The sequence below is a fragment of the Tatumella sp. JGM94 genome (assembly GCF_018257595.1).
GTDB lineage: Bacteria > Pseudomonadota > Gammaproteobacteria > Enterobacterales > Enterobacteriaceae > Tatumella > Tatumella punctata.
The window spans coordinates 53,392-66,347 of the sequence record NZ_JAERJN010000020.1 but is presented as its reverse complement, the minus strand read 5'-3'; the positions used below and the strand labels follow the sequence as shown (position 1 = coordinate 66,347).

Here is a 12,956-nt window from a genome sequence, read left to right as displayed (position 1 = left end):
GCTTTGCCGTGTCAGTGGATGCGCATTATAGGGAGTTAATTTTTTCTGGCAAGGGTTTATTTTAAATTAATTACTGAGTGGCGGGTTTTTATGCTTATCGCCGTAAAAATCCACAAATCAGGCCCCTGAGGCAGCAAAAGCGGACATTAAATGTCCGCTTTTGCTGGTAAACAACATCCTGATTACTGATGTGCGACTATTTTTCCGTCACTGACATCCATTTCGATGATTTTTCCCGGCACTAAATCTCCGGACAATATCTGTTGTGCCAGCGGGTTTTCTATTTCCTGCTGTATTGCCCTTTTCAGTGGACGCGCACCATATACCGGATCGAACCCGGTCTGTCCCAGCAGTTTCAGCGCATCATCCGAGATATGCAACTGATAGCCACGCTCCTCAAGACGATGGTACAAACGTTGCAACTGAATCCGGGCAATTGAAGCGATATGTTCTGCCCCCAGCGGATGGAAGACCACCAGTTCATCTATACGGTTGATAAACTCCGGACGGAAATGGTGTCCGACAACACTCATTACCAGTGCTTTCATCTCGCCGTAGTCCAGTTCACCAAACCGTTCCTGAATTAAATCAGAGCCCAGATTAGAGGTCATGATGATAACCGCATTACGGAAATCAACAGTGCGCCCTTGTCCGTCAGTCAGGCGTCCGTCATCCAGCACCTGTAACAGAATGTTGAATACATCCGGATGCGCCTTCTCAACTTCGTCGAGTAAGATAACTGAATACGGACGACGTCTGACGGCTTCGGTCAGGTAGCCGCCTTCTTCGTAACCGACATAACCCGGAGGTGCCCCCACCAGCCTGGAGACCGAGTGTTTTTCCATAAACTCGGACATATCGATACGCACCATGGCTTCATCACTGTCAAACAGAAAATCAGCCAGTGCTTTACACAATTCTGTTTTACCTACCCCTGTCGGGCCGAGAAACAGGAAAGAACCTACCGGCCGGTTCGGATCTGCCAGTCCGGCACGGCTACGACGGATAGCATTAGACACAGCTTCGACGGCTTCATTTTGTCCGATGACACGACTGTGTAACGACTCTTCCATCCGCAACAGTTTATCCCTTTCTCCTTCCATCATCCTTGCCACCGGGATACCGGTCCAGCGGGCCAGTACATCTGCAATTTCAACGTCAGTTACGCGGTTACGTAACATTTTCATTGATTTGCCTTCGGCCTGAGTGGCTGCTGCCAGCTGTTTTTCCAGATCAGGTATTTTGCCGTACTGTAATTCTGACATTTCCGCCAGGTCACCCGTACGACGAGCCTGTTCCAGAGTGATACGCGCCTGCTCCAGTTCAGCTTTAATATTCTGAGTACCGCTTAATGAGGCTTTTTCTGCTTTCCATTCTTCATCAAGCTCAGCATATTCACGTTCTTTCTGGCTGAGTTCCGTCTCCAGCATTTCCAGCCGTTTTACACTGGCATCATCTGATTCTTTCTTCAGTGCCTGCTGTTCCAGTTTTAGCTGGATAATACGACGTTCCAGCCGATCGAGTGATTCAGGTTTAGAATCAATCTGCATACGAATGCTTGACGCGGCCTCATCAATAAGGTCAATGGCTTTATCTGGCAGCTGACGATCAGCGATATAGCGGTGCGACAGATTCGCCGCAGCAACAATTGCCGGATCGGTAATTTGTACGTGGTGATGTAATTCATAACGTTCTTTCAGGCCACGCAGAATCGCAATGGTGTCTTCAACTGTCGGCTCAGCGACCAGTACTTTCTGGAAACGACGCTCCAGTGCGGCATCCTTTTCTATATATTGACGATACTCATCCAGGGTAGTCGCGCCAACACAATGCAGCTCACCTCTTGCCAGGGCTGGTTTAAGCATATTACCGGCATCCATCGCACCATCGGCTTTACCGGCCCCAACCATAGTATGCAGTTCATCAATAAACAGGATGACGTTACCTTCCTGTTTTGACAGATCATTGAGGACACCTTTCAGCCGTTCTTCAAATTCCCCGCGGAATTTTGCCCCGGCCACCAGCGCCCCCATATCCAGAGCCAGTACCCGGCGCCCTTTCAGGCCCTCAGGAACTTCGCCATTAATAATTCGCTGGGCCAGTCCTTCAACAATAGCTGTTTTACCGACCCCGGGTTCACCGATTAATACCGGGTTGTTTTTAGTACGCCGTTGCAGTACCTGAATGGTTCGACGAATTTCTTCATCACGGCCTATCACCGGATCCAGTTTGCCCTGCTCTGCCCGTTCGGTCAGATCGATAGTATACTTTTGTAATGCCTGCCGTTGATCCTCGGCACCTTGTTCATTCACTTTTTCGCCCCCACGCAACTGATCTATCGCACTGGTAAGTTTTTCACCGGTCGCCCCTGTTGATTTTAGTATATCAGCCAGAGATCCGCGTGATTCCAGAGCAGCAAGTACAAAGAGTTCAGATGAAATAAAACTGTCACCGCGTTTCTGCGCCAGTTTGTCGCACACATTCAGGACGCGAATTAAATCCGCAGAAGGCTGAACATCACCATCGCTGCCTTCCACCTGTGGGAGCTGTTTAATCGCCCCGGTGATCTTCTCCTGCATTGCCGCAACATCCAGCCCGGCAGAGGAGAGTAAAGGACGCACCGATCCGCCTTCCTGAGACAGTAATGCACTCATAAGGTGGAGAGGTTCGATAAATTGGTTGTCGTTACCGAGCGCTAATGACTGAGCATCAGCCAGTGCTAATTGAAATTTATTGGTCAGACGATCCAGACGCATAATTCCTCCTGTTAAAGGTCAAAATGCTACAGGAGATTAAATGAGGCCAATCCCTCAGATATTCAAGTTTAATGACCCGGAAAACAAAGAAAAATTAATACGGGCTGGATCGTCCAGCGGCTAAGACTATATCAGCCACACCAAAGTTGCCATACGTCCGGTGATACTCTCTCTGCGATAAGAGAAAAAATCTTCACTTTGCTGATAGGTACAACGCCCGCCGCCCGAAACAGCAGTCACTCCGGCGCGGTTTAATCGCTGAGTAGCAAGTAACCAGAGGTCAGCCATAAATTTATGATTACGCGGACGGAAAGCCTGTCCGGCGGCTTTATCCACCGTCACAAAAGCATCGCGAACTTCAGGCCCAACTTCAAAAGCCTGCTGACTGATCGCCGGGCCCATCCAGGCAAGAATCTCAGACGGCGGGCAGTCAAACCCGTCCACTGTTTTTTCCAGCACACCATCGCACAAGCCACGCCATCCGGCATGGGCCGCGGCGACCTGGCGGCCATCCCTCGAACAGAAGATCACCGGCAGACAGTCAGCGGTCATTACCGCACACACCTGACCGGCGACTGTTGTCCGGCAGGCATCAGCAGTCATCGATTCTTCCGGGCCTGCGGGTAGCGAGACTACCCTGCTGCCATGCACCTGTGTCAGCCAGACAGGCATCGCGGGTAGCCCGGCAATCTGGCACAACTGTCGGCGGTTGCTTTCAACATGTTGCGGATCATCCGCAACATGCGCTCCCAGATTAAAACTGCTCCAGGGTCCCTGGCTGAATCCGCCAGTACGGGTTGTGGAGTAAGCTCTGACATTAGCCGGGGCCGGCCAGTCCGGGATAATCAATGAACTCATAACCAGTCCATTTCATCTTTATGTAATTCGGTGTCGGCTTTCATTGCTTCAATCAGTTCCACCATATCCTCAGGCAATGCCGCATGCCACTCCATCTGAATACCGGTTATCGGATGGTATAAACGCAGCATGGTGGCATGCAGGGCCTGCCGGTCAAATTTCCGTAATACGGAAATAAAGTCGTCAGATGCCCCTTTGGGTGGCCGCGGGCGTCCGCCATATAATTGATCACCAACCAGCGGGTGGCTCAGATGTGCCATATGGACACGGATCTGGTGAGTTCGTCCCGTTTCAAGCCGCAGGCGTAAGCGAGTATAAGCACGAAAATGCTCCATAATGCGGTAATGGGTCACCGCTGGCTTACCCATCGGATGCACACTCATATGAGTACGCTTAGTCGGGTGGCGGGAAATCGGTTCATCGACCAAACCACCAGCCGTCATTGTACCAATCGCCACCGCTTCATATTCACGGGTGATTTCACGACGTTGCAGGCAGTCAACCAGATGTTTCTGTGCCTGTACCGTTTTTGCCACGACCATCAGCCCGGTGGTGTCTTTATCCAGTCGATGGACAATTCCGGCACGCGGTACGTCGGCAATCGCCGGATAATGATACAGTAAGGCATTAAGTACCGTGCCATCCGGATTGCCCGCTCCCGGGTGTACCACTAAACCTCGCGGCTTATTGATAACTAAAATATCATCATCCTCGTAAACAATATCGAGTGCGATATCCTGAGGTTCCCAGCGGGCCTCTTCTTCAATTTCGGCATCAATGTTTACCTGCTCGCCACCAAAAACTTTTTCTTTCGGGATCGTTGCTGTCACCCCATTAAGGGTTACCCGTCCCTGCAAAATCCAGTCTTTTATGCGAGAACGTGAATAATCAGGGAACAATTCCGCCAAAGACTGATCTAAGCGTTGTCCAAGTTGCGCTTCGGAGACTGTCGCGGTGAGTTGTACTTGTTGTGCCATATAAGCTTCTTTCGTTAACGTTGGGTTTTCACGGCAAAGCCGTTTACTATAATGTGCTATCTTAGCTGATCATCACCGGAAGCTTCACAGAAAGCTTCTGCTAAAACTTTGAGGATAATCATTTCGTCATGACGCGTATGAAACATCTGGTGGCCGTTGCCACTCTGGGCCTGGCATTGGTGGGATGTTCCGGCTCTAAAGACATCGTCCCGGACAACCCACCGTCAGTTATCTATGCAACTGCCCAGCAAAAATTGCAGGACGGGAACTTTAAAGCAGCGATTACCCAGTTGGAAGCTCTGGATAATCGTTATCCGTTCGGGCCTTACTCCCAGCAGGTACAGCTTGATCTGATCTACGCTTATTATAAAAATGGTGATATGCCAATGGCACAGGCAACCATTATCCGCTATATGCGTCTGAATCCGACCAACCCGAATATTGACTATGTCCTGTATATGAAAGGCCTGACGGACATGTCACTGGATGAATCAGCGTTGCAGCATTTCTTCGGAATCGATCGTTCTGACAGAGACCCGAGTAATGCACGCCAGGCGTTTACTGATTTTTCTCAGTTATTACAAAACTACCCGCAAAGTCAGTATGCGGCCGATGCAAGGCAACGGATGGTGGCTTTGAAAGACCGCCTGGCAAAATATGAACTCTCTGTGGCGCAATTCTATACCAAACGTGGTGCCTATGTCGCGGTTGTTAACCGTGTAGAGGGTATGCTCAGTAATTATCCTGATACCCGGGCTACTCATCAGGCACTGCCTCTGATGGAAAATGCTTACCGTCAAATGCAGATGAATACTGAAGCCGCTAAAGTGGCTAAACTGATCGCCGATAACCGCAGTAAATAACGACTGTCTGAATCTGATTCAGCACAGGCCGTCATCAGACTAATGCTTGTCAGTTAAGCCTTTAAGAACGCCGCTGCGGATAACGCGGCGGCTTCTTTTTTTCCGCCTGCAGATAATCGCTCTGCCGATGTCCGGGTAACACGAAATTTTCAGCCATCGCTCTGAGGTAGCATTTTTACGGCAGACAACAGGTCAGCTGAATTTCTCTGCCATTTTCTCAAAACCACCGCTTTGACAAAAAGTGACTTTATTTTGTGATGCAGATCACATTATTGTTAGCACAAGCCGTTATTCTGGTAGTCAACCTATGGTAACGAGAGAGGTAAGTGCGATGATCATTAATATCACCAGCAAACAAATGGAAATTACCGACGCTATCCGCAACCATGTTGAAGAGCGTATTACCAAACTTGAGAAATGGCAGACACCGTTGATCAACCCGCATATCGTACTCTCGAAAGAACCTAAAGAATTTGTCGCAGATGCGACCATTAATACCCCTAATGGTCCACTGGTCGCGACCGGCCGTCACCAGGATATGTACGCGGCTATCAATGAACTTATTAATAAACTGGAACGCCAGTTGAATAAAGTTCAGCATAAAGGTGAAGCACGAAGAGCTTCAGCCAGTGTAAAAGATATTATTCCTGCCGAATAATCCTTGTGATTGATGACGCGCCTTCGGGCGCGTTTTTAGTTGACACATCCCGCAGCAAAAGCTACTCTCGGACTCTGTCAGTTAAGGAATATCACATGCAGACTACCCTGTTTTTCTTCTCATTCTTTTTTAGCCTAATCGCTCCCGGGAGATGATTCGTCCTGTAAGAATGAATGAGAAGACGAACAGAAAAGCCTCCCCCAGGGAGGCTTTTTTATTGGGACTAAAATAACAGGATACAGGTGACAATGATGAGTGCCGACCACTCTTTAGAGCATTTGCGGGACAAAATCAGCCAGCTGGATAATCAGCTGCTGGCATTACTGGCCGAACGACGGGATGTTGCAGTCGCAGTCGGTAACTTTAAACTGGCAACCCACCGGCCGGTCCGCGATGCAGAAAGAGAAAAACAGCTGCTTGAATTATTGATTAATAAAGGTAAAAAGCTATCGTTAGACAGCCATTTTGTCACCCGTGTATTTCAGCTGATTATTGAAGAGTCGGTCCTGACTCAGCAGGCATTATTGCAAAAAGCGCTCAATCAGCCTCAGGAAAACAGTGCCAGGATCGCTTTCCTCGGACCTAAAGGTTCGTATTCACACCTCGCTGCCCGCCAGTATGCATCACGGCACTTCGCCCACCTGACCGAGATTGGTTGCAGTAAATTTCAGGATATTTTACAACAGGTGGATTCCGGTCTGGCGGATTATGCCGTGCTGCCACTGGAGAACACCAGTTCAGGGTCGATTAATGATGTCTATGACCTGCTACAACATACCCGGTTACATATTGTCGGAGAAATGACCCAGCCGATTGATCACTGCGTATTAGTCCCTGCAGAAACATCACTGGACGACATCACTACAGTGTACAGCCATCCACAGCCTTTCCAGCAATGCAGCCAGTTTCTGAACCGCTACCCTCATTGGAAAATTGAGTACACAGAAAGTACCGCGGCTGCAATGGAAAAAGTCGCGGCCATGCAGGATAAAGGTGCTGTGGCTCTGGGCAGTGAGGCCGGCGGTAAACTCTATAATCTGCAGGTACTGGAACGTAATCTGGCCAATCAGCAGCAAAATATCACCCGCTTTATTATCCTGGCACGTAAACCGGTTCGCGTATCCGAGCAGGTCCCTGCAAAAACGACCTTACTGATGGCTACGGGGCAACAGTCGGGAGCTCTGGTCGATGCGCTGCTGGTACTGAGAAAACAGGGGCTGATTATGACAAAACTGGAGTCCCGTCCTATTCACGGGAATCCGTGGGAAGAGATGTTTTACCTCGATATTCAGGCCAACGTTCATTCGGCAGCAATGAAACAGGCGATTGAAGAGCTGACGGCACTGACCCGTTTTATTAAGGTTCTGGGCTGTTACCCGGGAGAGGATGTTATTCCCGTCTCCGCAGGCTGACAGCAATTACGGGCACCGGAAAGGTGCCCGTGAAAGATCATCCGCAAATATTATTGGCGATTATCATTCGCCGAACGTAACAGTCCGCGACTTTCGGCAAGAAACGAATCAGCGTAGTCACCAAACCAGTGTTTAATCCCCCGGAAGCTTTCAATAAATGCAGCTTTATCCCCGCTTTCCAGCAGACTTATCGCCTCACCAAACCGCATATAATAACGTTTGATTAATGCCAGATTTGATTCCGAAGACATAATAATATCCGCATATAACTGGGGATCCTGAGCAAATAAGCGCCCCACCATTGCCAGTTCGAGACGATAGATAGGTGATGACAAGGCCAGTAACTGAGCAAGATCGATATTTTCTTCCGCTAAGTGCAACCCATAGGCAAAGGTCGCAAAATGACGTAACGCCTGAATAAAGGCCATATTCTGGTCATGTTCCACGGCACTGGTGCGATGTAAACGTGCCCCCCATACCTGAATTTGTTCAAGCAGCCACTGGTAAGCTTCCGGCTGCCGTCCGTCACACCATACCACCACCTGTTTTGCCAGGCTTCCGCTGTCCGGGCCAAACATCGGATGAAGTCCGAGTACCGGTCCCGGATGCGCAGCCAGCATCGCCTGTAATGGTTTATTTTTGATCGACGAGAGATCCAGCAGAATACAGTTTTCCGGTAACGGTGGCAGCTGATTAATCACCTGCTCAGTCAGATGGATAGGTACACTGATGATCACCATCCCTGCACCGGCAAGCAGCTGTTCAGCCTGTCCCCAGTCATCTTTGTCCAGTGAGCGAACCTGATACCCTGACAAGGTCAGCATTTTGCTGAATAGCTGCCCCATCTGGCCATTTCCTCCGACAATCACTACCGGCCCCAAATCAGGCTTCAGTGTTTTAAATCCTTTATCATTTTCACTGGAGTAGGATTCACGCATCACCCGGCGCAAAACGTCTTCAATCAGATCGGCAGGAACCCCAAGCTGTTCAGCTTCCTTACGCCGCGAAGCCAGCATACTGGCTTCACGTTCAGGGACATAAATGGGTAGCCCGTAACGACTTTTTACTTCACCAACTTCTGCAACCAGTTCAAGACGCTTCGCCAGTAATTCCAGCAGTGCTTTATCTGTTTCATCAATTTTATCGCGTAGCGCGGTCAGCTCTGCCACCATGACTTATAACACCTCTGTTGAGGTCTGCCGCGCAAAGCACATATCCTGATGGATATCGCGTAGCAGATTCTCTGTCGTTTCCCAGCTAATACAGGCATCGGTCACCGAGACGCCGTAACGCATTTCAGAACGTGGCTGTTCGGATGACTGATTCCCTTCATAAATATTACTTTCCAGCATTAATCCAATAACAGAACGGTTGCCGTCTTTGATTTGTGCCATCGCTGACTCTGCTACCGCTGCCTGACGGCGGAAATCTTTACTGGAATTGCCATGACTGCAATCTATCATCAATGAAGGTTTCAATCCTGCCTTCTGCATTTCTTTTTCACAGGCAGCAACGTCTGTCGGGCTGTAATTCGGGGTTTTTCCGCCACGCAAAATCACATGACCATCCGGGTTACCACGGGTCTGTAGTAAACTGACCTGCCCCGCCTGATTGATCCCCATAAAGCGATGGGGCATAGCTGCGGCACGTAATGCATTAATCGCAGTACTCAGGCTGCCATCGGTACCGTTTTTAAAGCCAACGGGTAAGGATAAGCCGGATGCCATTTCACGGTGAGTCTGGGATTCTGTGGTGCGGGCTCCGATAGCTGCCCAGCTGAAAAGATCCCCCAGATATTGTGGCGAATTAGGATCCAGCGCTTCAGTGGCCAGAGGCAGCCCCATCGCTACTAATTTCACCAGCAGTTCGCGGGCAATATGTAACCCCTGTTCAACATCAAAAGATCCGTCCATATGCGGATCATTAATCAGACCCTTCCAGCCGACTGTCGTACGTGGTTTTTCAAAATAAACACGCATCACCAGGCAAAGACTGTCGCTGTATTTATCCGCCAGCACTTTATAACGACGGGCATATTCGAGAGCTGCCTCAGGATCATGAATCGAGCATGGTCCGCACACCACCAGCAAACGACGATCTTTTCCCGAAATAATGTCAGAGATAACCCGGCGGGATTCAGCAACCTGTAATGCCTGCTGTTCTGTGAGCGGAAAGCGGACTTTCAGCTGTTGCGGGGTAATCATTATCTGTTCATCAGTAATATGTACGTTATTCAGTGCATCTTTGTGCATGGTTAGGATCCTGTTGATATGGCCGCTGACAGTCTGATTATATTTACTGCTCGACAGACTATCACAATAAGTAAAGTATTCAATCCATACTGTGTACACTTATGTTTACAAACATCAATTTAAAGCCTTATCCTCACTCTTAATGTAAACATTTTATTACACCAATCCTGGATAAACTACTGAAGTTATTAGTGTTCGATAAATAAGAGTAAAAAGCCTGGCGGTGTTGTTTTCTGCTAACGGGAATGACAATAGGCCGGGGTTCCGGGCGCAAGAAAACTATACATAGAAATAAACAGCCCCAGGCTATCCGCAGACTTTCCTGACGGGGATATCGGGAAATGAATAGCTGCGAACTTTTTGTTATGTCTCTATTTCTGAACCTTGCTGATGGCCGAACCCGGCCTTTTTAGTACAGGTTCCGCGTGGCTGATGTCTCTCTGATCGTAGCGGGAATTACCGAAGGATGACAGACAGCACCTTTCCCCGCGCAGCAAAAACGGGACAGGTTAGCGAAGATTAAACGTACTGATGACAGGAACAAAGGGCGTTGCAGACACCGGACAGCTGGCTGAGCAGTACTGAACCTGTTCTTGTTCTGCAACGATCAAAGTATGCGCGGGCAGGTCTCTGGCAACTTTAGCGCCGGAGACCTGCCTGCGTACCCTGTGTTCTAAGGATGAAAAGCATTATTTAAAATAATTGAGGTAATCACCCCGGTCGCGACCGCCACCAGCACATAATTACCATCAATATAGGACCAGCGGTGACCATGGGGTGGTTCCGGTAACCCGCGCCGTTGCCAGTCATCTACACGGTAGTCTGGCCCGCGGAAATCATGGGGAACATAGCCTCCCCGCTCAAAATGATGTCCCTGCCAGGCAAAAGAGTCTCTTTCATCAGGGCCTGGTCCATGCCGGTGTGGTCCGCCATGAGGGCCCGCTGGCCCGTAGTCACCGCCTCTCCATCCGCGGCCATCATGATCATGATATCCGTCGCCGGGTGGTCCGCGGTGATCATAGTCATCCGCACTGGCAGATACAGAAGATATTGCCGCAAAAAGTAGCAGTGCTGAGGTCACTAAGACCTTCCGTGATTTAGCCATCTTTTCCTCCGGAAATTGATATTGCCTGTGCTCATCCGTTAGTGCGACAAAGCACCATTGAGAATGATTGAAGTAATTATTCCGGTCGCTGCGGCCATCAATACATAATTACCGTTGATATTGGCCCAGTAATGACCCTGTGGCGGCTGATTTAATCCGCGGGCACGCCAGTCATTCACACGGTATTGCGGTCCGCGGTAATTTTGCGGCATCTCATGGCCTCTGCGGAAATCGTTACCATGAAAAGCAAAACGCTCAGCCTGCCGGTGACGGGGCGATCCGCCGCCGTGTTCCCCTGCCTGCTGAGACCGGTACTGACCATTATCCGGACGCTGTCCCGGCCCGTTCCCCTGCTGTTGTCTGTTATCCGGACGCTGTTGAGACATATTGCCCTGATGCTGTGGCCCGTTCTCCTGCTGTCGGGGGACAAACTGACCTCCCTGCTGATCGCCGGGAGCTGCCATTGCGGATGAAATCATAACCCCATCGGTGAGCAGTACTGTGGTTAATAAAGCAATAGTGATACGTTTCATTGTTATGTTCCTCACAGGAAATATGCCGGTAATTATGCTGAAGCCCTGTGAGCATGTTATGGGGATTATTCCTGGTTTAATTTTCAGGAGTGTGAACAGGCATTACATCGATGAGTTTTCTTAACGTAATCTTTACTCTGCCGCCATTAACTGACCAGCCACAGACGACAGCGTAAGAATAAAACAACATCGTAAGGAGAAGTGGTGAATAACCGGGGGATAGTAATTTCTGCCAGAAATCGCCGGCAGCCCTCTCCCTGCCCCTGAGGACAGGGAGAGCTGTGCAGATTATTTACGCAATGTATCCTCTCCCCAGGCAACCCATTTATAGGTTGTCAGGGCTTCCAGGCCCATCGGGCCACGGGCATGGAGTTTCTGGGTACTTACCGCCACTTCGGCCCCCAGACCAAACTGACCTCCGTCAGTAAACCTTGTACTGGCATTGACATATACCGCTGAAGAATCGACCTTATTGACAAACTGATTGGCATTTTTCAGGCTGCGGCTGAGAATACCGTCTGAATGCTGGGTCCCGTGCTCACGGATATGGCTGACGGCCTGGTCGAGTGAAGAAACCTGTTTGACATTCAGATCCAGGGACAACCATTCATCATCATATTCTGCAGCTCTGACCCGCTGTACGTCCGGCTGAAACTTGCGGATTTCCGGCAAAATATTTTCGTCAGCATGCAGAGTGATCTGCTCAGCAGCCATACGCTGGCAGAAACGCGGTAAAAATTCGGTAACAATATCCTGGTGGATAAGCAGGGTTTCCAGTGAGTTACAGGCACTTGGTCGCTGTTTTTTAGCATTAACAATAATCTCCAGCGCTGCGTCAGTCTCCATTGTTTCATCAACATACAGATGACAAACCCCGATGCCGCCGGTGATCACCGGGATCGTCGACTGTTCACGACAGAGTTTATGTAACCCGGCACCGCCCCGCGGGATCAGCATATCAATATAACGATCCATCTTCAGCATTTCGCTGACCAACTGACGATCCGGATTCTCGATCGCCTGGATAGCAGCTTCAGGGATATCATGGGCCGCCAGTGCTTTCTGAATCACTTTTACGGTCATGGCATTGGTCCGGAAGGTTTCTTTTCCTCCGCGTAAAATAACCGCATTCCCCGTTTTCAGACACAGAGAAGCAACGTCTACCGTTACATTCGGCCGGGCCTCATAAATTACTCCGATCACCCCTAAAGGTACCCGCCGGCGCTCAATGCGCAGACCACTGTCCAGTAAACCACCATCGATTAACTGACCCACCGGATCCTTCAAATGACATACCTGGCGGACATCATCAGCAATCCCTTTTAGCCGTTCAGAGGTAAGGGTCAGACGATCCAGTAAGGCTTCCCCCATACCATTTTCTCTTGCCCGCGCAACATCTTCGCCATTCGCCGCCAAAATAGCAGAAGACTCATGTTCCAGCATACTGGCTATTGTCAGCAGTACCTGATTTTTTTGTTCTGTTGTTAAAACAGATAGCTGATAAGAGGCTGCCCGCGCGGCTTTACCCATAGTTTCCAGCAT

Annotated in this window: 11 protein-coding genes and 1 other annotated feature; of the genes, 3 read left to right on the top strand and 8 right to left on the bottom strand. The window is 49.6% G+C overall.

Going from position 1 to position 12,956, the window contains the following annotated elements; translation table 11 throughout:
• Positions 1-182: 182 nt before the first annotated feature.
• The 3 genes from clpB to rluD form a co-directional block, all read right to left on the bottom strand.
• The gene (clpB, locus tag JK216_RS13990; protein WP_212708766.1) at positions 183-2,756 is read right to left on the bottom strand and encodes an ATP-dependent chaperone ClpB; all 2,574 of its coding nucleotides are present in this window, start codon (positions 2,754-2,756) and stop codon (positions 183-185) included.
• Between the two features lie 126 nt (positions 2,757-2,882).
• Entirely contained in the window at positions 2,883-3,614 is a 732-nt protein-coding gene (gene yfiH / locus JK216_RS13985; RefSeq protein ID WP_212711996.1) for a purine nucleoside phosphorylase YfiH, read from the bottom strand.
• Positions 3,611-4,591, bottom strand: a complete 981-nt coding sequence (gene rluD, locus JK216_RS13980; protein WP_212708768.1) for a 23S rRNA pseudouridine(1911/1915/1917) synthase RluD — start codon at positions 4,589-4,591, stop codon at positions 3,611-3,613. Before rluD ends, yfiH begins: the two co-directional genes overlap by 4 nt.
• A 128-nt stretch (positions 4,592-4,719) precedes the next feature.
• Here rluD and bamD point away from each other — a divergent pair, with 128 nt between their 5' ends.
• The 3 genes from bamD (at position 4,720) to pheA (ending at position 7,524) form a co-directional block, all read left to right on the top strand.
• Positions 4,720-5,454 (top strand): outer membrane protein assembly factor BamD, encoded by a 735-nt coding sequence (bamD, locus tag JK216_RS13975; RefSeq protein ID WP_212711997.1) that lies wholly within the window; start codon positions 4,720-4,722, stop codon positions 5,452-5,454.
• A 331-nt stretch (positions 5,455-5,785) separates the two neighbouring features.
• Positions 5,786-6,112 (top strand): ribosome-associated translation inhibitor RaiA, encoded by a 327-nt coding sequence (gene raiA / locus JK216_RS13970; RefSeq protein WP_212708816.1) that lies wholly within the window; start codon positions 5,786-5,788, stop codon positions 6,110-6,112.
• A gap of 94 nt (positions 6,113-6,206) precedes the next feature.
• Positions 6,207-6,331: a sequence feature (Phe leader region), on the top strand.
• A gap of 32 nt (positions 6,332-6,363) precedes the next feature.
• A complete protein-coding gene (gene pheA / locus JK216_RS13965; RefSeq protein ID WP_212708817.1) occupies positions 6,364-7,524 on the top strand; it encodes a bifunctional chorismate mutase/prephenate dehydratase in 1,161 nt (386 codons plus the stop codon).
• A gap of 50 nt (positions 7,525-7,574) precedes the next feature.
• Here pheA and tyrA read toward each other — a convergent pair whose 3' ends face one another.
• The 5 genes from tyrA to proA all read right to left on the bottom strand — a co-directional run bounded on the left by tyrA (position 7,575) and on the right by proA (position 12,956).
• Positions 7,575-8,696, bottom strand: coding sequence for a bifunctional chorismate mutase/prephenate dehydrogenase (gene tyrA / locus JK216_RS13960; RefSeq protein ID WP_212708770.1), 1,122 nt, complete (start codon positions 8,694-8,696; stop codon positions 7,575-7,577).
• Between the two features lie 3 nt (positions 8,697-8,699).
• Positions 8,700-9,776: a 3-deoxy-7-phosphoheptulonate synthase gene (locus JK216_RS13955; RefSeq protein WP_212711998.1), complete on the bottom strand. Its 1,077-nt coding sequence runs from the start codon at positions 9,774-9,776 to the stop codon at positions 8,700-8,702.
• A 673-nt stretch (positions 9,777-10,449) separates the two neighbouring features.
• Positions 10,450-10,881, bottom strand: coding sequence for an RcnB family protein (locus JK216_RS13950; protein ID WP_212708772.1), 432 nt, complete (start codon positions 10,879-10,881; stop codon positions 10,450-10,452).
• A gap of 38 nt (positions 10,882-10,919) precedes the next feature.
• Positions 10,920-11,414: an RcnB family protein gene (locus JK216_RS13945; RefSeq protein ID WP_212708773.1), complete on the bottom strand. Its 495-nt coding sequence runs from the start codon at positions 11,412-11,414 to the stop codon at positions 10,920-10,922.
• A 288-nt stretch (positions 11,415-11,702) separates the two neighbouring features.
• On the bottom strand, positions 11,703-12,956 hold the full coding sequence (proA, locus tag JK216_RS13940) for a glutamate-5-semialdehyde dehydrogenase (protein ID WP_212708774.1): 1,254 nt from the start codon (positions 12,954-12,956) through the stop codon (positions 11,703-11,705).